The 25,596-nt window shown below is 43.8% G+C and carries 28 protein-coding genes and 1 other annotated feature; of the genes, 25 read left to right on the top strand and 3 right to left on the bottom strand.

Annotation, left to right across the window (positions count from 1 at the left end; genetic code table 11):
- Window positions 1-206: 206 nt before the first annotated feature.
- The 10 genes from ACCB35_RS15585 (at window position 207) to pheA (ending at window position 8,581) form a co-directional block, all read left to right on the top strand.
- On the top strand, window positions 207-974 hold the full coding sequence (locus ACCB35_RS15585) for a M23 family metallopeptidase (RefSeq protein WP_044339515.1): 768 nt from the start codon (window positions 207-209) through the stop codon (window positions 972-974).
- Complete coding sequence (locus tag ACCB35_RS15580; RefSeq protein WP_374054404.1) at window positions 967-1,833, top strand: M50 family metallopeptidase; 867 nt, start codon at window positions 967-969, stop codon at window positions 1,831-1,833. Before ACCB35_RS15585 ends, ACCB35_RS15580 begins: the two co-directional genes overlap by 8 nt.
- 100 nt (window positions 1,834-1,933) lie before the next feature.
- Window positions 1,934-3,379: an Rne/Rng family ribonuclease gene (locus ACCB35_RS15575; protein ID WP_374054403.1), complete on the top strand. Its 1,446-nt coding sequence runs from the start codon at window positions 1,934-1,936 to the stop codon at window positions 3,377-3,379.
- Window positions 3,380-3,446: 67 nt separating this feature from the next.
- Window positions 3,447-3,525 (top strand) — a sequence feature (ribosomal protein L21 leader region).
- Between the two features lie 12 nt (window positions 3,526-3,537).
- Complete coding sequence (rplU, locus tag ACCB35_RS15570) at window positions 3,538-3,846, top strand: 50S ribosomal protein L21 (protein ID WP_034757222.1); 309 nt, start codon at window positions 3,538-3,540, stop codon at window positions 3,844-3,846.
- Between the two features lie 11 nt (window positions 3,847-3,857).
- Entirely contained in the window at window positions 3,858-4,193 is a 336-nt protein-coding gene (locus ACCB35_RS15565; protein ID WP_148995822.1) for a ribosomal-processing cysteine protease Prp, read from the top strand.
- Between the two features lie 12 nt (window positions 4,194-4,205).
- Window positions 4,206-4,496, top strand: a complete 291-nt coding sequence (rpmA, locus tag ACCB35_RS15560; RefSeq protein ID WP_044339518.1) for a 50S ribosomal protein L27 — start codon at window positions 4,206-4,208, stop codon at window positions 4,494-4,496.
- Between the two features lie 666 nt (window positions 4,497-5,162).
- The gene (locus ACCB35_RS15555; protein ID WP_374054402.1) at window positions 5,163-5,696 is read left to right on the top strand and encodes a Spo0B C-terminal domain-containing protein; all 534 of its coding nucleotides are present in this window, start codon (window positions 5,163-5,165) and stop codon (window positions 5,694-5,696) included.
- Between the two features lie 56 nt (window positions 5,697-5,752).
- Complete coding sequence (gene obgE, locus ACCB35_RS15550; protein ID WP_374054401.1) at window positions 5,753-7,039, top strand: GTPase ObgE; 1,287 nt, start codon at window positions 5,753-5,755, stop codon at window positions 7,037-7,039.
- 144 nt (window positions 7,040-7,183) lie between these two features.
- Window positions 7,184-7,639 (top strand): ACT domain-containing protein, encoded by a 456-nt coding sequence (locus tag ACCB35_RS15545; RefSeq protein ID WP_044339521.1) that lies wholly within the window; start codon window positions 7,184-7,186, stop codon window positions 7,637-7,639.
- Window positions 7,640-7,690: 51 nt separating this feature from the next.
- Window positions 7,691-8,581: a prephenate dehydratase gene (gene pheA / locus ACCB35_RS15540; protein ID WP_374054400.1), complete on the top strand. Its 891-nt coding sequence runs from the start codon at window positions 7,691-7,693 to the stop codon at window positions 8,579-8,581.
- Between the two features lie 43 nt (window positions 8,582-8,624).
- Here the strand turns inward: pheA and ACCB35_RS15535 are convergent, their stop codons facing one another.
- Together ACCB35_RS15535 and ACCB35_RS15530 are read right to left on the bottom strand one after the other, a co-directional pair.
- Complete coding sequence (locus ACCB35_RS15535) at window positions 8,625-9,161, bottom strand: transcription repressor NadR (protein ID WP_374054399.1); 537 nt, start codon at window positions 9,159-9,161, stop codon at window positions 8,625-8,627.
- Between the two features lie 53 nt (window positions 9,162-9,214).
- A complete protein-coding gene (locus tag ACCB35_RS15530) occupies window positions 9,215-10,360 on the bottom strand; it encodes an IscS subfamily cysteine desulfurase (protein WP_374054398.1) in 1,146 nt (381 codons plus the stop codon).
- Window positions 10,361-10,481: 121 nt separating this feature from the next.
- On the opposite strand from ACCB35_RS15530, the gene nadB reads away from it, so the two are divergent.
- The 13 genes from nadB (at window position 10,482) to yajC (ending at window position 22,948) form a co-directional block, all read left to right on the top strand.
- Window positions 10,482-12,074, top strand: coding sequence for an L-aspartate oxidase (gene nadB, locus ACCB35_RS15525; protein ID WP_374054397.1), 1,593 nt, complete (start codon window positions 10,482-10,484; stop codon window positions 12,072-12,074).
- Window positions 12,043-12,888, top strand: coding sequence for a carboxylating nicotinate-nucleotide diphosphorylase (gene nadC / locus ACCB35_RS15520; RefSeq protein ID WP_374054396.1), 846 nt, complete (start codon window positions 12,043-12,045; stop codon window positions 12,886-12,888). The genes nadB and nadC overlap by 32 nt, the downstream gene beginning before the upstream one ends.
- Before the next feature lie 2 nt (window positions 12,889-12,890).
- Entirely contained in the window at window positions 12,891-13,997 is a 1,107-nt protein-coding gene (nadA, locus tag ACCB35_RS15515) for a quinolinate synthase NadA (protein ID WP_374054395.1), read from the top strand.
- A 158-nt stretch (window positions 13,998-14,155) separates the two neighbouring features.
- On the top strand, window positions 14,156-15,763 hold the full coding sequence (gene safA, locus ACCB35_RS15510) for a SafA/ExsA family spore coat assembly protein (RefSeq protein WP_374054394.1): 1,608 nt from the start codon (window positions 14,156-14,158) through the stop codon (window positions 15,761-15,763).
- A complete protein-coding gene (locus tag ACCB35_RS15505) occupies window positions 15,741-16,739 on the top strand; it encodes a phosphotransferase (RefSeq protein WP_082051295.1) in 999 nt (332 codons plus the stop codon). The genes safA and ACCB35_RS15505 overlap by 23 nt, the downstream gene beginning before the upstream one ends.
- A 103-nt stretch (window positions 16,740-16,842) precedes the next feature.
- Complete coding sequence (locus ACCB35_RS15500) at window positions 16,843-17,580, top strand: YhcN/YlaJ family sporulation lipoprotein (protein WP_374054393.1); 738 nt, start codon at window positions 16,843-16,845, stop codon at window positions 17,578-17,580.
- Window positions 17,581-17,800: 220 nt separating this feature from the next.
- Window positions 17,801-18,349 (top strand): BofC C-terminal domain-containing protein, encoded by a 549-nt coding sequence (locus tag ACCB35_RS15495; RefSeq protein WP_374054392.1) that lies wholly within the window; start codon window positions 17,801-17,803, stop codon window positions 18,347-18,349.
- 194 nt (window positions 18,350-18,543) lie between these two features.
- The gene (ruvA, locus tag ACCB35_RS15490) at window positions 18,544-19,155 is read left to right on the top strand and encodes a Holliday junction branch migration protein RuvA (RefSeq protein ID WP_044339529.1); all 612 of its coding nucleotides are present in this window, start codon (window positions 18,544-18,546) and stop codon (window positions 19,153-19,155) included.
- Between the two features lie 28 nt (window positions 19,156-19,183).
- Window positions 19,184-20,185: a Holliday junction branch migration DNA helicase RuvB gene (gene ruvB / locus ACCB35_RS15485; RefSeq protein ID WP_044339530.1), complete on the top strand. Its 1,002-nt coding sequence runs from the start codon at window positions 19,184-19,186 to the stop codon at window positions 20,183-20,185.
- Window positions 20,186-20,199: 14 nt separating this feature from the next.
- Window positions 20,200-20,382, top strand: a complete 183-nt coding sequence (locus ACCB35_RS15480) for a DUF2905 domain-containing protein (protein WP_044339679.1) — start codon at window positions 20,200-20,202, stop codon at window positions 20,380-20,382.
- Window positions 20,383-20,421: 39 nt separating this feature from the next.
- Window positions 20,422-21,447, top strand: a complete 1,026-nt coding sequence (gene queA, locus ACCB35_RS15475; protein ID WP_374054391.1) for a tRNA preQ1(34) S-adenosylmethionine ribosyltransferase-isomerase QueA — start codon at window positions 20,422-20,424, stop codon at window positions 21,445-21,447.
- Window positions 21,448-21,500: 53 nt separating this feature from the next.
- Window positions 21,501-22,640: a tRNA guanosine(34) transglycosylase Tgt gene (gene tgt, locus ACCB35_RS15470; RefSeq protein ID WP_044339532.1), complete on the top strand. Its 1,140-nt coding sequence runs from the start codon at window positions 21,501-21,503 to the stop codon at window positions 22,638-22,640.
- A 41-nt stretch (window positions 22,641-22,681) separates the two neighbouring features.
- Window positions 22,682-22,948, top strand: a complete 267-nt coding sequence (gene yajC / locus ACCB35_RS15465) for a preprotein translocase subunit YajC (RefSeq protein WP_044339533.1) — start codon at window positions 22,682-22,684, stop codon at window positions 22,946-22,948.
- Between the two features lie 74 nt (window positions 22,949-23,022).
- On the opposite strand, the gene ACCB35_RS15460 is transcribed toward yajC, so the two are convergent.
- Entirely contained in the window at window positions 23,023-23,448 is a 426-nt protein-coding gene (locus ACCB35_RS15460) for a TIGR04086 family membrane protein (RefSeq protein ID WP_374054390.1), read from the bottom strand.
- 108 nt (window positions 23,449-23,556) lie between these two features.
- Between ACCB35_RS15460 and ACCB35_RS15455 the strand changes: the two genes are divergently transcribed.
- Window positions 23,557-24,852 (top strand): ArsB/NhaD family transporter, encoded by a 1,296-nt coding sequence (locus tag ACCB35_RS15455; RefSeq protein WP_374054389.1) that lies wholly within the window; start codon window positions 23,557-23,559, stop codon window positions 24,850-24,852.
- 70 nt (window positions 24,853-24,922) lie between these two features.
- Complete coding sequence (locus tag ACCB35_RS15450; protein ID WP_374054388.1) at window positions 24,923-25,573, top strand: DUF421 domain-containing protein; 651 nt, start codon at window positions 24,923-24,925, stop codon at window positions 25,571-25,573.
- Window positions 25,574-25,596 lie beyond the last annotated feature (23 nt).

Raw genomic sequence — 25,596 nt, 5'->3', positions numbered from 1 at the left:
TTACTCTCCCCATGAATATTCTTTAAGGACAAGTCATACATTGTAGCAAATCATGTGTAATCGAATGGACCTCTTTTTATATGGTTCTAACTTCCCTTGCCCATCATCATGGACAGAATCATTTAGTATAGAATCGGACATCTTGATGCATCCAGAAATGAACCAGACGTTTATCGAACAATACCTTATAAAAAGGAATGGTGTACATGGGAAATCGTGCGGATGAAATACGTAAGCGGATAGCGAAACGAAAGAGAACGAATGCAGGCCAGAGCCCTTCATACTTTCTCCCATCGGACGAGGAGCGTTATGGAATGGAACGCCAGACAAGCTTTGAAGGTGGACCGCCACCTGAAGGGATGCATCCATTGTTTAAAAAGGAAACATTCATGCTTAAGATTCTTGGAGCCGGAATCATGGTATTAGTGACGGCCATTATGTTTAAGAGCCCTTCACCTGTATTCAATGAGGCGAAATCGATTGTCACGAAAACCATGGATACAGAGTTTCAATTTGCCGCCATTTCCACATGGTATGAGGATCAATTCGGAAAGCCATTAGCCTTACTGCCTGCGAGTAATACAAAGAAGGAATCCACTTCAACCCAAAGCGCTGAATATGCCATACCTGCTTCAGGGAAGGTCGTTGAAAATTTTAAAACAAATGGACAGGGGATCATGCTTCAAACGGGCTTGGGTGAGGATGTAGCGGCTATGAAGGGAGGCTTGATTATATTTGCAGGAAAGAAAGAGGAGCTTGGGAACACAGTCGTCATTCAACATGCAGACAAATCAGAATCCTGGTATGGCCATTTGGAGTCAATCGATGTGAAACAGTATGAGTCGATTGAAAAGGGATCTCTTGTAGGCAAGGTCTCAACCAGCAGTCAGAACGATGTGACAGGAGAGTTTTATTTTGCGATAAAAATGGGTGATACGTTTATCGACCCGATACAGGTGATGTCATTTGACTAATATCATTTCACTTATGAAAAAGTTCTATGTTCACCCTTTGCTTTGGCTTGTCATTGCCATTGCCATTATGACAGCTCACTTTTTTGAGCTGATTCTGCTTCTGATCATCATTACCATTCATGAATTGGGCCACGGACTCACGGCTCAGTATTTTTCCTGGAGAGTGAAGAGGATTGCCCTGTTACCATTTGGCGGCGTTGCCGAGATGGATGAACACGGAAACCGTTCGCTGCGGGAAGAGTTCTGGGTGGTGGCAGCAGGTCCCCTGCAGCATATTTGGCTGATTGCCTTAGGGTGGGGACTCATGGGAATAGGCATGATCAGCCAGGAAACATTCTCACTTTTTCTTCAATTAAATATGATGGTCCTATTATTTAACCTCCTTCCCATTTGGCCATTGGATGGAGGGAAGATGGTTTCTTTATTGTTAGCCACGAAGTTTAATTATTTGAGAGCGTATGAGTACACGCTCCTCTTTTCTTTTGGTTTATTATTGCTGTTTCATATCATTGTTCTCATAACCGCACCCCTTCATTTGAATCTTTGGATTGTGCTTTCGTTCCTCTACTTCTCCCTTTGGGTGGATTGGAAACAGAGACGATATGCATTTATGAAGTTTTTGTTAGAAAGGTATTACGGCAAGAGTCATCAATTTGTGGAGCTGCGGCCACTTCCCATTGAAAGCGAAGAGTCCATTATTACAGTAGTTGAGAAGTTTCAGCGGGGGGTAAAGCATCCCCTCGTTGTCTTTGAAAAAGGAATCGAAGTAGGAAAGCTGGATGAGAACGAGCTTCTCCATGCCTTTTTTGCCGAAAAGATGACTTCCGCCAAAACGAAAGATCTTCTCTACCTTTATTGACGAATGAAGATGAACTGTATAAAGTAAGGTCATACTAGTAAAAGGGTTGCGTTCAACCCTTTTTTCTTATGACTTTTTTTGTAGAAGAGGGGATTCCGCTGTGGAAGAAATCATTGTTCATAGTAAAGGCAGGGAAAAACGGTGGGTATACCGATCGAATAATGAAATCATAGGTTTACATACATATCAGCCCGGAGAAGAAACGTTGACGGGCAATATTTATTTGGGAAGAGTCATCAAAGTTCAAAAGGGGCTGGGTGCGGCATTCGTGGATTTTGGTCACGGTAAAAACGGCTATCTGCATGAAAAGGACTTTCCGCAAAACGTCGAGGCGTATCATACAGGCAGCACTCCTGCACCAATCGGGAAGTGCGTTCATGAAGGCCAAAAAATCATCGTGCAGGTCATGAAGGATGAAATTGGAACGAAGGGTGCAAGGCTGACGGCCGTTATTGAGCTGAAGGGGGAACACCTTGTGTACATGCCACAAGGGTACTACGTGGCAGTATCTAAAAAAGTGGATGAAAATAACAGGAAGGTATTAAGGCGTTTGGGGAACGCATGGAAGCAGCCTGAAGAAGGCATTGTCATGCGTACCGATGCCGCTGAAGCGGGAGAATCAGTGTTACAGGAGGAGCTCGTGTCATTACGTTCGAGATACGAAAGTCTGCTTCGGGTTTCTCTGAGAGCCAAATGCCCCTCACTCTTATCAGAGAAGGACACATTCCAGGAAGATCTCCTTGAACAGCTGAAAAAGGGGAGGGGAGGAAAAATTGTCGCCGATGACTATGATAGCCTTCTTCATTTAGAGGAAATGAGCGGACCCGGGATCAAAGATAAATGGACCTTCGAACTCTATCAGGGTCATGAAAATATCTTTCGTCATTATCACGTTGCCCTTGCTTGGGAGAACGCACTGAAAAAAGTGGTATGGCTGGATAAGGGGGCATTTCTCGTCATTGAATCCACAGAAGCCATGACCGTCGTGGATGTGAATTCCGGTAAGTTTACGGGTAAAGACGATTTAGAGCAAACCATACTGCAAACCAATATATCAGCAGCAAAAGAAATGGCGAAGCAGCTAACACTACGTAATTTGGGCGGCATGATATTAATTGATTTTATCGATATGAAAAAGGAAAGCCACAAACAGGAAGTGATGGAAGCGCTGTCTGATGCGCTAGTATCGGATAAGCAGCGCACGACGATTGTAGGCTTTACTTCCCTTGGCATTCTTGAATTAACTAGAAAAAGGACCCGTCAGCCCCTTGCTGCCTACTTGACCCGTCCTTGCTCGGTATGTCATGGTACAGGAAGGGAAATGACGCCGGAGACGCTTGCATTTCAGCTTGAACGGGAACTGTGGGAAATGCAGGGGAAGGATGGTTCCCAAATTGAAGTGGAAGCGACCAGGGAAGTTGCAGCTGTTTTTTCTGGAAAACAGAACGTCCATCTCAGGCGTTTGGAAAAGGCGTTTAGTAAAAAGATCAAAATAAAAGAAATCGCCCATGATCATCCTCATTACCATATAACAAAGATTATATGAATTTCGTGATTGTTATTGACAGTACATCAAATTTTATGATAGGATTCTAATGTTATTGATTGTAGCACCCGTGCTACAACCGCACATTACAGGTAGAAAAGCTTGGAGCAATCCAACACCTGTCATTGGCGAGTCTGAGTTTATAAGGAGGTGCGATTATGTACGCAATTATCGAAACAGGTGGTAAGCAAATCCGTGTAGAAGCTGGTCAAGCAATCTACATCGAAAAGCTGAACGCTGAGCAAGGCGATACGGTAACATTTGACAAAGTTCTATTCGTTGGTGGCGACGATGTGAAAGTAGGAAGTCCGTTAGTGGATGGAGCTACTGTAACAGCGAAAGTTGAAAAGCAAGGCCGCGCGAAAAAGCTTGTAGTATTCAAATACAAAGCGAAAAAGAACTACCGTCGTAAGCAAGGTCACCGTCAACCTTACACTAAAGTTGTCATTGACGAAATCAACGCGTAAGGCGTGATAGCATGATTAACGTTTACGTAGAGCGTTCCTCCGGGAAAAGGATCCGTTCTTTCTCCATGGATGGACATGCCGATTTTGCCGAAAATGGGCAAGACATTGTTTGTGCAGGTGCTTCGGCTGTTTCATTTGGCAGTATTAATGCCATTATGGCGTTAACCGGTGTAGAACCGGCCATCGAGCAATCCTCTGATGGTGGATATCTTCGCTGTGTCATCCCTGATGATCTACCGGAAGAAACAGAAAGCAAGATTCAGCTGCTACTGGATAGCATGCTTATCAGCCTCCAAACAATTGAAAGAGACTATAGTGATTTTATTAAAATAACCTTCAAAAAGTAGGAGGTGGAACAGATGTTAAGATTAGACCTTCAGTTTTTTGCGTCTAAAAAAGGAGTAGGTTCGACTAAAAATGGTCGTGACTCTATCTCAAAGCGTCTTGGTGCTAAGCGTGCAGACGGTCAAATGGTTACTGGTGGATCAATTCTTTACCGTCAACGCGGTACGAAAATTTATCCAGGCCTAAACGTCGGCCGTGGCGGCGACGATACACTTTTCGCTAAAACCGACGGTGTTGTTCGTTTCGAACGCATGGGTCGTGACAAGAAAAAAGTGAGCGTATACCCAGTTGCGAATGAAGCTTAATCGCATATCTTTAACGAAAACTCTAACCGACTTTCGGTTAGAGTTTTATTTTTATCGGGGATATGGGTGTATTATTGCTGGTTTTGATACTGCGTAGGTAAGATAGTGGGTTTATATATAGGTAAAGCGTTTTGTTTGAGAAGAAATAGTGTCGAGTTTGCTCAAATTGCACATGTAGCGGTGAATTTAGTGAAGTTTTGCGTGGGTATGGACGGGTTTGATGTGGTGATTATCGAGTTTGGGTGATATATTATCGAGTTTGAGACAGATATTATCGACTTTGACCTGTTTATTATCGACTTTTCTAATATATTATCGATTTCGACCATTTTATTATCGACTTTCACTATTCAGCTAAAAACGAAGTATTTTTGAGTAAATGTATGAATTTATCCTGAGTAAGTGAAATTTCCGCTGAGAATAAGGTACCAATGAAGGGAGATCATTCTTGAAAGCGATGGGAAAAGTGATTTATTTTCAAATTTAGAATTTTATTTTCAATTCACACCCATTTATTTTCAAAAGTAAGGATTTATTTTCAATTCCTTGAAAATCCAGCATCCCCCCGATTTTCATTCACACCCATCAATTTCGCAGAAACGATATACGCACCACTCCCATCTTTGATATACTTACAGGTAGCACTTAAAGTATAGGAGTTAGATTATGAGCGAAAATTGGGGTGTAGTCGAGGCATTAAGACATGCTCGCCACGACTGGATGAATGATCTGCAATTAATTAAAGGGAACCTGGATCTTGATCGTGTGGAGCGGGCGAAGCAAGTGATTGAAGAAATGGTCCTTGTTGCACAAAATGAATCAAAGCTATCAAATTTAAAACTTCCATTATTGGCAGAATGGATATTAACATATAATTGGTCAAGACATTTGATTAAGCTGGATTTTGAAGTCCTTCAATGTGAGTCCTCACACGGGCTTGAAGATAAGAGGCTTTTCAACTGGTGCAAGGAGTTTCTGGAATTCCTTGAATCAAATGTAATGAACAATGTAGAGAATCAATTATCCATCTTACTGGACATTACAAAAGAACATTCCCGTTTTATATTTGATTTCACAGGTATACTAAAGAGTACAAGCGTGGTAAAAGACTGGATTAAATATCAACAATCAAACGGAGAAAATATAGAAATAGAACAACTTCAAGAAGAGGTTCTTGTCATTCATGTAATTGCTGGATAGTCGCTTCAAGTGAGGCGGAAATTCAAATGTTGCACGGATAAGTTAGGAGTGAAAGTATGTTTATAGATCAGGTCAAGGTTTATACAAAGGGCGGTGACGGCGGAAACGGTATGGTTGCCTTCCGTCGTGAGAAATATGTACCTAAAGGTGGTCCCGCAGGTGGAGATGGCGGTCACGGTGCAGATGTTATCTTCGAAGTGGATGAAGGATTAAGAACTCTGATGGATTTCCGTTATCAACGCCATTTCAAGGCACCTCGTGGAGAGCACGGGATGAGTAAGAACCAGCATGGACGAAATGCTGAAGATATGGTTGTCAAGGTTCCACCTGGAACAGTGGTGAAGGATGATGACACGGGTGAAACGATTGCCGACCTGGTGCAGCATGGTCAACGTGCCGTGATTACGAAGGGTGGCCGTGGTGGAAGAGGGAATTCCCGTTTTGCTACGCCTGCCAACCCTGCACCTGAGCTTTCTGAAAAAGGGGAGCCGGGTCAAGAGCGCTATATCGTGATGGAATTGAAGCTTCTGGCTGATGTTGGATTGGTAGGGTTCCCAAGCGTCGGGAAATCCACATTGCTTTCAGTCGTTTCAGCAGCTAAGCCGAAAATTGCTTCCTATCATTTCACAACGATCGTTCCGAATCTTGGAATGGTTGAAACGGGAGACGGTAGAAGTTTCGTCATGGCCGACTTGCCTGGATTGATTGAAGGAGCCCATGAAGGCGTTGGACTCGGTCACCAATTCCTTCGTCATATTGAACGTACGCGTGTCATTGTCCATGTGATCGATATGAGTGGAATGGAAGGAAGAGATCCATACGAGGATTACCTGACCATCAATGAAGAGCTTAAGCAATACAATCTTCGTTTAACGGAGCGACCTCAAATCATCGTTGCCAATAAAATGGACATGCCTGATTCAGAAGAGAATCTGAAGATTTTCAAAGAAAAACTTCAGGAAGATTATCCTGTGTTCCCGATCTCGGCCGTTACGCGTCAAGGGCTGAGTGAGCTTCTATATGCTGTAGCCGACAAAGTGGAAACGACATCTGAATTCCCTATTCATGAAGAAGAGGAAACTGGCATTCATCGTGTTGTATACAAACATGAAGAAGAGGAGAGAGAGTTCGAAATCACACGTGATCCTGATGGAACATTCGTTGTCAGCGGTGCGAAGATTGAGAGATTATTCAAGATGACCGATTTCTCACGGGAGGATTCTACGAGACGATTCGCAAGACAGCTTCGTTCGTACGGTGTGGATGAAGCCCTTCGTGAGCGTGGTGCCGAAAACGGCGACACGATCCGCTTGTTGAAATATGAGTTCGAATTTGTAGATTAAGTTTCATCCTTTATCTATTTCAGACGAAAAAGCAGGTGGCGGCTAAAATTTGCCGCCACCTGCTCTACAATAGAAAGCGAAAGCGGTTTTTAAAGGGGCATGCTGCCTCTAACCTCTGCAGCTAGACAATTGGAGGAATAGTCATTGGGGAAAAAATTTCAAGAAGGCAAATTTTATTTAGTACGGGAAGACGTGCTGCCTGAAGCGATGAAGAAAACCCTGGATGCGAAAGAATTGATTGAAAGAGGCAAGGCTGACTCAGTATGGGAAGCGGTCCATCGGGTCGATTTAAGCCGGAGTGCCTTTTATAAATATCGTGATACAGTGTTTCCCTTTCACACCGTGGTGAAGGAGAGAATCATCACGCTGTTCTTTCATCTGGAGGACCGTTCAGGAACGTTGTCTCATTTACTGAGTGAAACGGCCAAGCATGGTTGTAATATATTAACGATCCATCAGACGATCCCGTTACAGGGAAGAGCGAATGTCACACTATCTCTAAATGTGACTGACCTTACGATCGGATTGGAAGACTTACTCTCAAAACTAAGAAGATTGGAATTTGTAGAGAAAGTGGAAGTATTAGGTTCGGGAGCCTAATGCTTCTTTTTTGTTTAAAAGCTCTTCCTCTTTGTTTGTATACGTGTTAGAATGTTCAATAAATTTGGTGAGAGTGAGAGGAAGATCATAGTGAAAATTGCGTATTTAGGACCCCGGGCTTCCTTTACAGATTTAGCTGTTAAGAAGGCATTCCCAGAAGAAAATACGGTATCGTATGTGACGATTCCGGACTGCATTGAAGCGGTGATAGAGAATGAGGTCGATTATGCCGTCGTCCCATTAGAAAATGCCCTGGAAGGCTCGGTACATATTACGGTCGATTATTTGTTTCATGAAGCGAATTTAGCGATTGTAGCTGAATTGACGTCTGCGATTCAGCAGCACTTAATGATACATCCAGAATGGAGTGAAAGTGAAGGTACCATCGAGAAGGTCCTTTCCCATTCCCACGCATTGGCACAGTGCCATAAGTTTTTACATAAGCAGTTTAAGGGAGTACCCTTGGAACAGACTACGAGTACGGCAGCCGCTGCTAAATTCGTGAGTGAGAATCCTGACATGTTCCTTGGTGCAATTGGAAACGAGCTGGCGGCAGAAAAATACGGGTTGAATATCCTGCATGAAAATATTCATGACTTTGCCTATAATCATACCAGGTTCATCGTTTTACATAAGACGGCTGATCCGTTGTCGCTTTCACAGGAAAAAAGCATGGAGAAGACGACCTTGATGGTGACTCTACCAAAAGATCGATCAGGAGCGCTGCATCAGGTATTATCAACCTTTGCGTGGAGACAATTGAACTTGAGTAAAATTGAATCAAGACCACTGAAAACAGGTTTGGGGGATTATTTCTTCTTAATTGATGTGGCTCATGAAATGGATGATGTCCTTCTTCCAGGAGCGATCAGTGAAATGGAAGCCCTGGGATGCAAAGTGAAAATGATCGGGACGTATTCTTCTTATTTATTGGATAATTGAACAGTATAAAGGCAGATTTCCGATCGGAAATCTGCCTTTACCATTAAGATTCAATTAAAAACCCTGCTTCATGAAGGGCATTTTCCGCTTTTTCAAGGGTTTCTTCATTTGGAGCCAATAACGTATGTAAATGAACTCCATCTGTCAGTTCCGATAGGAAGGAAGCTCCTGTATCCTCAATTTTGTTCATGAATTGTTCTACCTCTTTACGGTTTGAAACCATGATTGAAGCCGTTAAATCTCCGTAAACGCCGTGCTCGATCTTCACATCTTTAACGGTGACGCCGTGATCGACAAGTAAGAAGAGTTCTTCTTCCGACCGCTCAGGTGTATGCCGGCAAGCAACCGTCCGTTCAATCATCGTGTCCTGATTCGAGGCAGGCATATACAAATAGCCCTGACTCGTTGCAATGATGGGTTCTCCTTTTGCTTTCAGCAATGTAATGTCGCTTACGATGACTTGGCGGCTGACATTGGTCTGTTTAGCGAGATCGCCACCTGTTATAGGGGCCTGTTTTGTGATTAGTTTATCGAGGATCCATTGTCTTCTCTCATCTCCAAGGATCTTTTTTCCTGCCAAAGATATCTCCTCCGTCCCCAATTTATATAGGAAATCATACCACAACTTGTTCTTCAAGTTAAGGAAGATACATGAGCACCGTGTATTTCGTATAATGTGTGAACAAGTTTCTCTATATGCCCTTCCTTTGTCTCTTTCCCAAATGAAATGCGTATGAATTCTTTCCCCGCTCTTTGATCGACCCCCATGCTGGCCAGTGTTTTCGACATGTCCAGAGTCCCTGTCCCGCATGCGCTCCCTGTGGAAATGCACATACCCCTCCGGTTGCATTCAAGCATGAGCCACTGACCCTCAAGCCCATGAATTCCAAGGCCGATTACATGTGGCAGCTGTGCGTGTGCGGGTCCCTCATAGAGAGTGTAGGAACCCGGGAGAAGTTCTTCTAAAAGTGATAAGAAATGGTGTCTCAACCGGACATAATGCGGGATTGAAAAGGAATCATGACAAATACCTGCGGCTGTCACAAACCCTGCTATTCCAGGCAGATTCACCGTTCCTCCCCTGAAGCCATCCTCATGTGACTGTCCGGGGATCATAGGTTTGACATCGATAGAAGGATTGATATAAAGGGCTCCGACTCCTTTTGGTCCGTAAATTTTATGAGATGATAGAGTGAAGCTGTCTACGATGGAAGTGAATCCCGTGATGTCTATTTTCCCAAAGGATTGGACCATATCACTGTGCAGCAATATATCATTGATCTTCAGCCGGTTCTTGATGTCCCGGAGAGGCTGGATCGTCCCGATTTCCCCGTTGCAATGTCCGATGCTCACGACGGTTGTTTCTTCTGAAATAGATTCTTCGAGTTTCTTTAGATGAACCAATCCTTGAGACGTGGTGGGGATCTTCGTCACGGTAAACCCCCATTGTTCAAGGAAAGCGGCAGAGGAATGCAGGGATGAATGTTCTGCACCACCAATGATGATGTGTTTTCCCTTGTACTTCCTGCTTAGTGCGAGCGTGACAAGGGCTAAATGATTACCTTCTGTTCCCCCGGAAGTAAAGTAGATCCCTTTAGACGGGACACCAAGGATTCCAGCCAATTTTTCTCTGCACTTTGTCAGTAGAAGCTGTGCTTTTCCGCCTATGTCGTGAAGACTGCTCGGATTCCCCCAGAACTCCTCACTGACTGTTTGATACACATTCAGGCTTTCAGGGTCAATAGGGGTTGTAGCAGCGTAATCAAAATAGTTCATCATGTAACCTGCCTTTGTTTAAAATAGTCTGAATATATGAGTCTTGTAAAAAACTCTTGTCATTAGTTTAAATATGTGTAAATATATGTGTCAAGACACCTGTAAATAATCAGGAGGGTTTTTGATGGAAAAGGCCGATGTTTTGATCGTTGGAAGTGGCATTGCAGCATTGCAATTGGCACGCCAACTTCAAGATCATTTTTATGTGATGATTATCACAAAGGATAAAATCGTAAGTGGCAACTCATATCTTGCACAAGGTGGTGTTGCAGCAGCTTTAGGACACAATGATTCTGTCCTTGCTCATTATAACGATACATTAGAAGCTGGACGTTATCATCAGGATGAAGATAGCGTGAACCAACTCATTGTAGATGGAAAAAGAATCGTAGAATCCCTGGTCAACGAAGGGGCACCTTTTGACCGGAAAGAAGATGGGAGTCTTTCCCTCGGGATGGAGGGGGCCCACAGCGCAAGTCGCATATTGCATAGTGGGGGAGATCAGACAGGGAAGTATTTGATTAAGCATTTATTGAAATCCCTTTCAAGAAACAAAGTCGAATTTATTGAAGGTGAAATGGTTTACGAGCTTGTTAAAGATGAAAGGGGTCACTGTTGCGGGGTGAAAACGAAGGATAAGAGTGATGCTATCCGCTATTATTTCGCTTCCCACGTTGTTCTTGCCACGGGAGGGATCGGGGGCTTATACCCCTCTACGTCCAATCATCCGGCGGTAACGGGTGATGGAATGGCCCTTGCTTTTCTTGCCGGGGCTAAGCTTTCGGATATGGAGTTCATCCAGTTTCACCCGACTTTGCTTTGGCTGAACGGAAAAACATGCGGTCTTATTTCAGAGGCAGTAAGGGGGGAAGGAGCTCTTCTGCTAAACGATAAGGGAGAAAGGATCATGGAGGGAGTGGATCCCCTCCTGGAGCTTGCACCACGCCATATTGTGGCTGAAAGCATCTTTAAGGAGCGGCAAAAAGGGAGAGAAGTTTATTTAGATATAAGTAGAATAGAAGACTTTCAACAGAAGTTCCCGTCCATCTCCTCCCTTTGCTCAAAACATACGATTTCTGTTGAGGAAGGGAAGATCCCTGTTTCTCCCGGATGTCATTTTATGATGGGGGGAGTAGTGACCGATCGTGTGGGCAGGACCAATATTCCGGGACTATATGCGATTGGAGAGGTAGCCTGCAGCGGTATACATGGAGCCAACCGGCTGGCCAGTAATTCATTACTGGAAGGATTAGTATACGGTGACCGGCTTGGAAAATACCTTATTCAAAAGGGTGGTGGCAATCATTCATCTCCTCTGCTCTCTTCGATTGCTCCCATTAAAGAAGGAGAGTCGGCACATATCCCTTTTCAGTCCAGTGATGTGAAAGAAAAAATGATGGAACATGTAGGGATTATCCGTAAAGATGAAGGACTGATGACTCATCTGAATTGGTTAAGATCCCAACCCCTGACATTTCATGAGCATATCGATTTCAATTCACGTGAAGAGATTCATACATACTTCATGTGGATTGTAAGCTTACTCGTCACTCAGTCCGCTTTATTGCGGACAGAAAGCAGGGGAGGTCATATTCGATCAGATTATCCCCTGGAAGATAATGAAACATGGTTCAAACGAAAAATGATTTTACAAAACAAAGATGGGCGATTGAGGGTGGAATATCATGAACAAAATGAAACTAAAATCTATGCTTGAAGAGTTTTATCGTGAAGATCTGGGTGATGGAGATCACTCATCGGAAATCCTGTTTTCTAAAGACGATGAAGGATCTTTTTCATTCCTGATGAAAGAGACCGGGATATTTTGTGGGAAAGATGTGATCGAACTTGGGTTCGGGCTCTTCAATCCATCGATCCAGTCAAGGGTGTTCATTGAAGATGGGGAAATGGTCGAAACGGGACAATTGATTGCAGAGATCAGGGGTCCTATGAGGGATCTTCTCCAGGCTGAACGGGTTGTCCTCAATTTGATCCAGCGCATGAGCGGGATAGCAACTGAAACCCATCGGGCTGTTGAGCAGGTGAAGGGTAGTGGAGTCCGCTTATGTGACACCCGGAAAACAACGCCGGGGTTACGGATGCTTGAGAAATATGCTGTAAGGACGGGGGGAGGATTCAACCACAGAAACGGCCTTTATGATGCCGTCATGTTAAAAGACAATCACATTTCATTTGCCGGATCGATTACAAATGCTGTCAAGCAGGTGAAAAGTCAAATCGGTCATATGGTGAAAGTGGAAGTGGAAATTGAAACCAGGGAGCAACTGGTGGAGGCGATTGAAAGCGGAGCAGACGTCATTATGTTCGATAATTGCACTCCTGCCACTATAAGTGAGTGGATGGCGCTTGTTCCTCCACATATTGTGACAGAAGCTTCAGGAGGTATTACGAGGGAATGTCTTTCAGCCTACGCGGCTACAGGAGTTCACTATATCTCCCTCGGATACTTGACACATTCAGTAAAATCACTTGATATCAGTGCACGTGCAGGAATCGCGAAAGGGGTATGAATATGGGGTTGCTTGATGAATTAACGAAACAAACAGGAGTTCTGCCTGAATCGATAACTAGTCTATCGACAGAAGAGATGGAGAACAGGGTGAGGGATATTAAGCTTCTACTTGGAAAGAAGCTTTTCATTCCGGGGCATCATTATCAAAAAGATGAAGTGATCCAATTCGCTGATGCGGTTGGTGATTCTCTTCAGCTTGCCCAAATATCCGCTCAGAATAAAGAAGCGGAATACATTGTGTTTTGCGGAGTGCATTTTATGGCTGAAACGGCGGATATTTTAACGGATGAAAATCAAGTTGTCATCCTGCCTGATATGAGGGCGGGGTGTTCCATGGCAGATATGGCCGATATTTATCAGACGGAAAAGGCATGGACCAGACTGATGGAGATATTTGGTGACACGATCATTCCCCTCACGTATGTCAATTCCACAGCAGCGATCAAAAGCTTTGTAGGAAAGAATGGGGGAGCGACGGTTACGTCATCAAATGCACATAGAATGGTTGAATGGGCATTAGGGCAGAAAGAGCGGATTCTATTCTTGCCTGATCAACATTTAGGACGCAATACAGCAGCTGATCTTGGTGTTTCCTTGAGTGAGATGGCTGTATGGGATCCGATTCGAAACGAGCTGGTTCATGATGGGGACCTTGATGGCGTGAAAGTGATCCTGTGGAAAGGGCATTGTTCCGTTCATGAGAATTTTACAGAGATGAATATAGAAGAAATCCGGAACAATCATCCTGACATGAAGATTATCGTCCACCCGGAATGTCGCCGCGAAGTAGTAGAGAAATCAGACTTGAATGGAAGCACGAAATTTATAATCGAAACCATCGAACAATCTCTTCCGGGCTCTTCTTGGGCGATCGGCACAGAAATGAACCTTGTGAAGAGACTGATCAATCAGCATCCGGATAAAAACATAGTTTCACTTAATCCATATATGTGTCCTTGCTTAACGATGAATCGCATCGACTTACCACATTTAGTGTGGGCATTGGAGAAAATTATTGAAGGAATACCGGAAAATATCATTAAAGTCGATGAAGATGTATCAAAAAATGCAATATACGCTTTAGAACGCATGTTAACCCGTGCTTAATGAATAAATAAATAATGAAGACCAAGCTGAAATATACCGTCTCATCGCCTGAGACGGTATATTTTTTTTTGAACACACATAAGTTTTTATGTAGATGATTAGCAATTTGCCTATCTTGTCATAGGATATATAGACTTATGCCTGAGGAGGGAAAAAGAGTGAAAATCCATATTGTTCAAAAAGGGGATACTCTATGGAAAATCGCCAAGAAGTATGGCGTGAATTTCGAAGAGTTAAAACAAATGAATGCCCAGCTATCAAACCCTGATATGATCATGCCTGGCATGAAAATTAAAGTGCCGACTACAGGCGGATCCGTTAAGAAAGAGACACAAATCAAATACGGGTCCAAGGAAATGCCTAAGAAAGAGATGCCTAAAGCAGAGCATCCGTTCAAAGAGCAGAAGCCTATGGCCATGCCAGTCGAAGAGCCAAAGAAAGAAAAGCCGAAAGAAGCACAAAAGCCGTTTGCTCCAAAAATGCCTCAACCAGTAGTGCCGGAAATCGATATTAATAACTACTACATGATGAATATGGCGAATATGCAAATGCAAATGCCAAAGCAGCAAGCAAAGCCAAAACCAAAACCTCAAACGCCGCCTAAACCTACTAATGTACTTCCGAAAGCAAAAGAACAGCCTAAGCCAAAACCGAAGCAAGAAGCCGTCCAAGGTGTTCAAGAAGAAGAAAGCTTACAAATGCCATCACAACCACAAGGAGGGAACACCCAACCTATGTATAACCCAAATAATTGCGTACCTGTATCACCGGTAATGCCAGGACCAGGTTTCTGTCCACCACATGGATGGGGAATGCAGCCAGGAGGATATGGAATGCCGATGGGCCAAGGGATGCCAATGGGTCCTGGGAGCCAGGTTCAGGGGGCATCCATGATGCCGGGAATGCAGCAGATGCCAATGATGCCTCAAATGGGATATGAAGAAGAATCTTCTTCCGTTATGCCATACATGCCGCATGGTCAAATGCCGATGCAACAGCCGATGCAGATGCCGATGCACATGCAGCAGCCGATGCAAATGCCTATGCAGCAGCCGATGGGTCAGCCGTCAGGAGTGATGGGTGTATCAGATGAAGAAGATTATCCATCGGTTCAAATGCCGCAACAGGTATCACCGGCCATGATGTGGCCACAGAATTGTTATCCGGTCTCTCCTGTCATGCCGGGACCAGGTTTCCAGGGAGGAATGCCGGGTGGATATCCAATGGGACCTGGAGGCCAAGTACAGGGAGCGATGTCGGAAGAGTCTCCGTCTTCACCGATGATGCATGGCTATCAAATGCCAATGGGTCAGCCATCCGGAGTAATGGGTGCACAAATGGGCGGTCAAATGCCAATGGGTCAGCCATCCGGAGTAATGGGTGCTCAAATGGGCGGTCAAATGCCAATGGGCCAGCCATCCGGGGTAATGGGTGCACAAATGGGCGGTCAAATGCCGATGGGTCAGCCATCCGGGGTAATGGGAGCAAGTGATCAAGGTGATTGCGGATGCGGTGGACCTCAAGGGTATGGGCCAATGATGCATCATCCGATGATGCAACAGCAAATGCCACAACAAATGCCTCAAGGAATGCAGCAACAACCATACGGCTTCGGACCAGGGATGATGGGTCAGGGAATGCCAGGTCAAGGAATGCCGATGGGACCTCAAGGTCAGGGAATGGGAATGCCGATGGGACCTCAAGGAATGTTTGGTCCAAGAGCATTTTCCATGCCGAACTTCCATGACGATGACTTTGAGGGCTAACATGCATGTACGGGGGGACGATTATTCACATCGTCTCCTTTCTTTTTTACAATATAAGCTGAACGATCCCGGAGCATCCCTCAAAATGTTAAAAGAAGGGAAATGGAAGCTGAAAAGCAATGGCAGAAAGTGGTTTGTGAAACGATTTCCAAATCAACTGAAATTCTTACAGCAGGAGCGGCTGATTTCAACGCTGTTAAGAGAAAAATTCTATCACGTCCTGCCGTTTCATCCTATTCATGAGCGGGAGATATTATTATTTGAAGGATCGACAATCGGTATTACGGCGTGGTTAGAAACGTCTCAATCCATACGCTATGATCAATCCAAAGATCGGGAAGATGCATTAAAGGTCCTGAAAAAATTTCATTCAGTAACAAAAACAATCCGGGACTCATGGACCACAGAGATTCCCAGATATCAATGGTTGAAAAAATGGAAAAAACGAATGGTGCAGTTTCAATATAATCTTCCCTATTTACAAGCCTTCATTCAACCTTATTATTTGTATACGTATTTAGAATGGGGGAAGTGGGCACTGAAAGAATTAAAATCAATCGGCATCGATGAGAATGGAAAATGCATTACTCATGGAGATGTAGCACATCATAATTTTTTAAGAGGAAAGAATGGAATAGTGTATATGATCGACTTTGATTTAATGTCAATTTCTACAGAATTAACCGATGACCTGCAGTTCTGCAACCGGATTTTACCATATTTAAATTGGACATTAACTGACATCAAGCGCCAGACTCCGTTTCAATCCTACGAGGATGAGCTTATTTTTTATCTTGGTTTAATGTATCCGTCAGATGTGTTTCGTGAGTGGAATCGATTCATCCGCGAAGATCAATCCTATAAACAGCGTGTGTGGGGTTATTTAATCGATTTAACCCTTAACCAATTCCCACAGCGAATGCAATTCAATCAAGAGTTGCATGGGGAAGTGAAAAGGATCAATACCCAATTGTAGGGGATGTCTCCAAACTTTGACCCGAATGAAAGGTGAGCCCCTTTCACAACCTAATGGTGAGCACATAATATGCTCGAGAATTGGGTTGAAGGAGGAATCACCATTGAATAAACGATTATTCATGGTACCATTAACAGCCGTCATGACATTGGGCCTTGCTGCATGTAATAGTGGAGAAGAAGAAGCTCAAGATCGATACACAGACTCCTATGAGCCACTAGGCTTCTATTCAAACGAAGGCCACGGGGGAGATAAGGGAGATGAGAGGGACGGACCTCTAACGGAAATGTATGACCATTCTGTCGGGAAAGAGGGTCAGGATATCCGTCAAAAGAAACGAGAGTTCCTTCAAGTAAGGGATGAGAATGGGAATCCTAAAAACCCTTCAAGACCACTTGCCAACTATGATGAGAATTTCTTAGCACAAGACGGTCGCGCAAGCCATGGCGATGCGAATTACCATGGACACCTTGATGATAATACACGAAATGCCAAGAGATCTTACTATACAGCTTATGAAGGGGACTTAGCTGAGAAAATTGGCGATGTTACAGGGAAAGTTGAAAATGTCAGCGACGTTCGTGCGGTTGCTTATGGTTCAGATGTCCTCATTGCTGTAGAGCTGGATGACCACAGCAAAATCGAGGAAACGAAAGCCCGGGTCACAAAAGCCGTACAGCCTTATCTTCATGGAAGGACGGTTTCCGTTGTGACTGATGAAGGGACGTTCAGTCGGGTCAGGAATATTGACAATGATTTACGTGACGGCGGGCCAAGAGAAGGAATCAACTTTGATATGCACGATATGTTTAAATCAGTGAAGAACCGCATCAATGAGTAACAAGGGTGAGACTACTTAAAGAGTTCAATCTCTTTGGTAGTCTTTTTTTGTTCAGCTCCGGTGTGTGCATCCTCCTCCCTTTAGTGAGGGTGGTAAAAAACTCCACTCCCCCCGAGGTCCGTCCCTCCTGAAAAATTTCACTCCGGATTGGATATTCTTAACAGGGTTTGGCAAGACTAGTGGATAGAGCGTTACATAAATTAAGTTCGAGGTGATCACGATGACGATTAAGGTTCGAATCGTGTTTATGGTGATGTTGTTAATAGGTGCTTTTTACTTCACATTCTTTTATACAGAAGAGAAGCAGGCGGCTGACGGGGGCTCTCTTGAGGAGCTGAATGAAACGCCTGCAGAGGTAACTTCCGCCCACACGATCACAGTCATACTTGAAAGAGTATATCTGGATGGTGAAGTGAGTGAGGAAATCGTACAGGAAACGATTTGGAGCATGGAAGATTTCTGGGCTGCATATGAGGATTGGCAGCTGATGGATATGACGGAAGAACAGATCGTGTTTCAAAAACAGATGGATGATATTTCACCACTATTAAAGACGAATGGATATTTTGGTATTTCTGACAATGGCGTCCTCTCCATATTCAATGGGAAACCCGGACAGGCAGAAATCATTCAGTCCTTCTTCCAGATTGATGTAAAGAGGCTTGAAAGTAAACGACATGATGATTTAGTCAAAGGCATTCCTATAAAGTCGAAGGAAGAGTATGAAGAGGTTCTCGAACAATTTAAACCTTACTCGGTGCCAAAATGACAGTGAAAACCAGTGGGATCGCCACTGGTTTTTTATATTGAATTTTTTTCTGCCCAATCCTGGTTCAATCTGATAAAATTAGAACAAGTGTTTCTCTTTTCATCACTCTTTCCGATCACAGGAAATAGTGATATGATACAATAGGTTTTACATGACTTTTTACGCAGGGTTTTTTAATAGGGAGAGAAAAATAGATGTATGAGTATATAAAAGGAACGGTTAGTCAAGTCGGTCCTGAATATGTAGTAGTGGAGAATAATGGGATCGGATATCAGTTATATACGGCGAATCCGTTTGTTTATTCTAAATATCAAAATCAAGAGATTCAGATTTTTACATATCAGCATGTGCGTGAAGATCTCATTGCCCTATACGGGTTTTTGGCAATGGAAGAGAAATTACTTTTTATGAAACTATTAAATGTTTCAGGTATTGGTCCAAAGGGAGCTTTGGCGATTCTGGCTTCAGGTGCTCCCCAGCAGGTGATCACCGCCATTGAAGAAGAGAATGAGAGCTTTTTAACAAAATTCCCCGGGGTGGGTAAGAAAACGGCGCGTCAGATGATACTGGACTTAAAAGGGAAGCTCCAGGATGTTGTGCCTGATTATTTTCCTAGTTTATTCTCAAATCCTGAGGAGGCAGAAATATCCTCAGGGAAAGATGAGGCCTTTGACGAAGCGATTCTTGCTCTTAAAGCCCTTGGCTATTCTGAACGTGAAATCAAGAAAATCACCCCAAAGTTAAAAGGAGAAGGGCATACCTCGGACGAAATCATCAGGAAAGCTCTTCAGCTCCTATTGAAATAAGTGGATTCCATGAAGGGAGGAAGTCTGGATGGAAGAAAGAATCGTATCAGGCGAATCAGAGTTAAATGAAGATTCCTTTGAATATTCCCTGCGTCCGCAGACAATAAAGCAATATATTGGGCAAGATAAAGTAAAGCATAATCTGGAGGTATTCATTGAAGCGGCCAAGATGCGTCAGGAAACCCTGGATCATGTTCTTCTTTACGGTCCACCTGGATTGGGTAAAACGACCCTTGCTGCTGTCATCGCAAATGAGATGGGCGTGAACTTACGTACGACATCCGGTCCCGCTATTGAGAGACCGGGAGATTTAGCGGCGGTGTTAACGGCACTGGAGCCTGGTGATGTGCTGTTCATCGATGAAATTCACCGTTTGCCACGGGCCATTGAAGAGGTTCTTTATCCTGCGATGGAAGACTTTTGTCTGGATATCGTGATCGGAAATGGTCCGAGTGCCCGGTCTGTCCGTTTAGACCTTCCGCCTTTCACACTCGTGGGAGCGACGACCCGGGCCGGTGCATTATCGGCCCCGCTCCGAGATCGGTTTGGTGTTTTATGCCGATTGGAATATTATAATGAAGAACAGTTGAATGAAATTGTTCAACGGACAGCAGCGATTTTAAACACAAAAATCGAAGCGACCGCGTCCGAGGAGTTGGCGCGCAGGTCAAGAGGGACACCGCGTATTGCCAATCGATTATTACGAAGGGTGAGGGATTTTGCCCAGGTGAAGGGGAATGGGGATATTACAACCACCCTCTCAAGTGAAGCCCTCGAGCTTCTTCAAGTCGACAAACTTGGACTTGATCATATCGATCATAAGCTCCTTAAAGGTATCATTGAACGCTTTAGAGGCGGACCTGTGGGACTTGATACAATCGCAGCGAGTATTGGGGAAGAATCACACACGATTGAAGATGTATACGAACCCTACCTCTTGCAAATTGGATTTCTCCAAAGAACGCCAAGAGGAAGGATTGTCACGCATCTTGTATACGAACATTTCCAGTTGGAGGTGCCGGACAATTGACGGGAAAGGTACTGATGATTATAGGTGGAATCATTCTCATAATTGGATTCCTCATGCAATTTATCAAAATAGGTAAGCTTCCTGGAGACATTATCATTAAAAAAGAAAACACAACATTTTATTTTCCACTTATGACTTCTATTCTGGTAAGTGTTATACTTTCCGTTGTCTTTTATTTAATTGGGCGATTTAAATAGGATTCATGGGTGAGATTTAAGTAAGCTGGGTGACAAATTGTGAAAGTAGAAGATTTTGATTTTCATTTACCGGAAGAACTGATTGCACAGACCCCTCTGGAAAATCGTTCTGAGAGTAAATTGATGGTGTTGGATAAAAAGGATGGATCCATTGATCATCTCCAATTTAAAAATATCGTAGATTTCCTGAACGAAGGGGATTGTCTCGTTTTAAATGACACAAGAGTACTACCGGCACGTCTTTTTGGACAAAAAGAAGATACGGGTGCCAATATTGAAGTGCTTCTTCTGAAACAAGAGGATGGAGATCAGTGGGAGACGCTGGTCAAGCCTGCGAAACGAATTCGTGTAGGGACGGAGATTGTTTTTGGAGACGGAAAGTTAAGAGCAACCTGTGTCGGCTTAAAAGAGCATGGGGGAAGAATTCTTGAATTCCATTATGAAGGGATCTTCTACGAAGTTCTTGATGAATTGGGAGAAATGCCCCTGCCTCCATATATTCGCGAGCGATTGGAAGAACAGGACCGCTACCAAACCGTTTTTGCAAGGGAAAGAGGTTCAGCGGCAGCACCGACGGCTGGTCTTCACTTTACGGAAAAACTGCTGGAAGAACTGAAAGAAAAGGGTATACATATTGCGTTCATTACCCTGCATGTGGGGTTGGGGACGTTCAGACCGGTTTCCGTCGATACGATTGAGGAACATGATATGCATGCAGAGTTCTATCAGGTTTCTGAAGGGACGGCCCGTCTTTTGAACGATGTCAGAGCAAAGGGAGGCCGTATCATAACGGTCGGAACAACGTCAACACGCACCCTTGAGACCATTGCGTCAAAACACGGAACATTCGTGGAGGAAAATGGATGGACCAATATTTTCATTTATCCCGGCTACGAATTTAAAGGAATCGATGGGCTGATCACAAATTTTCATTTACCGAAATCAACCCTGATCATGCTGGTCAGTGCCTTTGCAGGGCAGGAAAACGTCATGCATGCCTATGAAACGGCTGTCAAAGAACAATACCGCTTCTTCAGCTTTGGAGATGCTATGTTTATTAAGTAATACATCCATGTAACAAATTATTAACCCCTTAAAGCGGAAGGAGAATTCGCACGTTGACTGCAATAAAATATGAGTTAATCAAAACATGTAAACAAACCGGAGCGAGATTGGGGCGCGTTCATACGCCACACGGCTCATTTGAAACGCCGGTCTTTATGCCCGTTGGAACGTTGGCCACAGTAAAAACCATGTCTCCAGAGGATTTGAAATCAATGGACGCCGGGATCATCCTGAGCAACACATACCATTTATGGTTACGCCCTGGACACGAGATTATAAGAGAGGCAGGCGGCCTTCATAAATTCATGAACTGGGACCGTGCCATCCTGACCGATTCCGGTGGCTTCCAGGTGTTCAGTTTAAGTAAGCTTCGCCAGATTGAGGAAGAGGGTGTACATTTCCGTCATCATTTGAATGGAGATAAGCTTTTCCTCAGTCCTGAGAAAGCAATGGATATTCAGAATGCCCTTGGCTCTGATATTATGATGGCCTTTGATGAATGTCCGCCGTATCCTGCAGAATATGAGTACATGAAGAGTTCCGTAGAGCGTACATCCAGATGGGCAGAGCGCTGCTTGGCTGCTCACCAGCGACCACATGATCAAGGATTATTCGGGATCGTGCAAGGCGGGGAGTACGAAGAGCTCCGTAAACAAAGTGCCCGTGATCTTGTATCCATGGATTTCCCTGGCTATGCAGTCGGAGGACTTTCTGTCGGGGAGCCGAAGGACGTCATGAACCGCGTTCTGGATTTCACGACTCCACATCTTCCGACGGATAAGCCGCGTTACTTAATGGGTGTTGGATCTCCTGATTCCCTCATTGATGGATCGATTCGTGGGATCGACATGTTTGACTGTGTCCTTCCAACCCGTATTGCCCGTAACGGTACCCTTATGACAAGCGAAGGCCGCCTTGTCGTGAAAAACGCTAAGTTTGCAAGGGATTTCAGGCCGATCGATGAGAATTGTGACTGCTATACATGTAAAAATTATAGCCGTGCATATATCCGCCACCTGATTAAATGTGACGAAACGTTCGGAATTCGCCTTACGACTTATCATAATCTTCATTTTCTGTTAAAATTAATGGAGCAAGTCAGACAAGCGATCCGTGAAGATCGTCTGGGAGACTTTAGAGAAGAATTTTTCGAGCAATACGGATTCAACCGACCTGATGCGAAAAACTTCTAAAAGCTAAACCATAAATAGAAAGATGAAAGGAGGGGAAAAGAATGGGAGGAAGTTTAGGAACAATTTTACCTTTAATATTGATGTTCGTTCTGTTTTACTTTTTACTGATCCGTCCTCAGCAAAAGCGTCAAAAAGCCATTTCAAAAATGCAAAATGAGCTTGCTAAGGGTGATAGAATCATCACGATCGGTGGATTGCACGGTGCGATCGATGCTATTGAAGAAGGAAAGGTAGTCATCCTATGTGGTGACGGCAGCCGTCTTACATATGATCGTAATGCGATCAGAGAAGTAGTGAGAGCAGATTAAGTATAATAAAAAAGGGTTCCTCAACATTGTGCCAAGACACTTTGGGAGGGACCCTTTTTTATTCGGCGAGGGAACTAATTATCCCTTTTTCCACCACTCATATTCACTCCGAGGATCCCTCCCATCATGGCTGTGAGGATGTAGCAGCCGTGATAGATGAGCTGCTCCATTGAAAACAGACTATCGTATCCGAGGTATTGAAATAAGAAGATGACCAGGGTGTAAATGAGCCCTGTTGATCCCCCCAGAACCCATCCTTTTGTCTTTCCTTTCCCACCAGACATAAATCCTCCAACAAATAAAGACAGAAACGATATGATGGTGACAAATAATGTGATGGAGCTTTCCGTCAATTCCGTAAACCGAAGCAGTAAAGAGAATAATAAGCTTGCGACAATCGCTATGACAAATATGGTTGTTGTCCCGTATAGAACGGCACCTCCCATTTTTTTCGCCTCGATGATGGTCCTCTCCCTTCTAACTATATAAATTTTAATCATGTGATAGTACAAGCATATTCATCCAACATTAGAAAAAGACTAGAAATTTTTTATGGTCAAGCCTCATAGACTAGTATGAAACTTCCTGGAGAAGGAGGGGCTGTGACCATGTCTCCGATAATCGTGTTGATTGTGTTTGTTTCCGTATACATCCTTCTGATGACTGAAAAATGGAACCGTGTACTCGCTGCCATGGCAGGCGGTGTTGCCATGCTTTTAATCGGAGCTTTTCCCATTGAGAAGGCGTTGTTTACGTATATAGATTGGAAAACCATCACTCTGCTGTTTTCCATGATGTTAATTGTGACGTTGACAAGTAAAACGGGGTTCTTTGAGTATATCGCGATTCGGTTTGCTCAATGGGTGAACGGGAATGGACTGGCTCTTCTCATACTATTTTCCTTATTGGCTGCGGTTGGCTCTGCTTTTTTAGCTAACGTAACGATTGCCATGTTATTAGTGCCGATCCTTTTTAAATTGACGAAGCTGCTTGAACTTCCTCCCATTCCTTTTCTCATCATGACGATCCTCGCTTGTAATATTGGTGGAACGGCGACTCTAATTGGCGACCCGCCCAATATGATGATCGGTCAGGCGGTTAAACACTTTACGTTCAATGCCTTTATTGAAAATTTATTACCCGTCGTTTTGATGGTTTACGTCGTTACTTTACTTATCATGTGTGTCCTGTACAGAGAAGTCCTCTTTGTCAAGGAAGACAGGAAATTACTCCTTAAAGGAATCAATGCAGAAGAGTATTTAAAGAAAGACAGAGGGCTCCTTCAGTCCCTGTTTGTGCTTGGACTGGTGTTGGCCGGTTTTTCTTTATACCCGATGTTTCATCTCGATGTAACGACCGTCTCTCTTGCCGGGGCTGTTCTGTTAATGCTGCTCCTAGAAAAGATTTATCCTCCGGAATCGATATTAAAAGAGGTGGAGTGGGGGACGCTGTTTTTCTTTATGGGCTTATTCCTTCTTGTGGGAGGGGTCGAAGAAGCGGGCTTCATAGATGAAATCGCCCGTGAAATTTTGCGGCTGACAGATGGGGATATGAAGAAAACGGCATTTGTCATTCTGTGGGGAACCGGTTTATTGTCAGCCATTGTAGACAACATTCCATTTGTCGCTGCCATGATTCCGGTCATACAGGAATTTGGAGAGTTTGGGATGGTCAATATGGATCCGTTATGGTGGTCGTTGGCACTAGGGGCTTGTTTAGGCGGGAATGGTACATTGCTTGGTTCTTCTTCCAACCTTGTGATTGCGGGCCTTGCATCCAAGGAAAATGTACATATCAAGTTTTATCAATATTTGCTTATCGGTGTACCGGTGACGCTGATTTCCCTTGCAGTATCAACGGTCTACGTGTATTTCAAATACATCCGGCCATTCTTGGGTGGATAATTATTCCTCCCATTAAATTTCCCTATCTGTCGATACTACATAGTGACATGTGTATGAAGGGGGAAAAGCAGTGGAGGAATATTTTATTATTATTATACGCACTCTTTTTCTTTACTTTTTGATCATCTTTATTTTTCGTATCATGGGGAAAAGAGAGATCGGTGAATTAAGCATACTCGATTTGGTGGTATTCATCATGATCGCAGAGATGGCCGTCATGGCCATCGAGCAACCCAAGGACCCGATTATCCACACGATGCTTCCAATGGGAGTCATTGTAATGATACAAATGGTATTTGCCTGGTTTTCCCTGCGATCCAAATCATTCCGTGAGCTTTTAGATGGTAAACCGTCAGTGATCATCCATAACGGTAAAATCGATGATAAGGTGATGAAAAAGCAGCGGTACAACTATGATGATTTACTCTTGCAATTAAGAGAAAAAGATATCTTCAATGTGGCCGATGTTGAATTTGCCATTTTAGAACCATCGGGAAAACTATCGGTATTAAAGAAAGATGACAGTGAGGAATCAGGTCAGTCCTTGACCTTACCGCTGATACTGGATGGACAGGTCCAGACCACTCATCTGGATATGATCGGGAAAACGGCTTTCTGGTTACGAAAGGAATTGAGGGAGAGAGGCTTTAAGAATATACATGAGATTTCTTTTTGCAGCTTTCAAAATGGGCAATTCTATATTGACGAAAAAAATCGGTAGTATATAAAACGCAGGATCTGTTA

Origin of the sequence: Rossellomorea sp. FM04394, assembly GCF_041889765.1 — a bacterium.
Classification (GTDB): domain Bacteria; phylum Bacillota; class Bacilli; order Bacillales; family Bacillaceae_B; genus Rossellomorea; species Rossellomorea aquimaris_B.
Note: the sequence above shows the minus strand (reverse complement) of the source record. Positions and strands in the feature narration are given on the sequence as shown.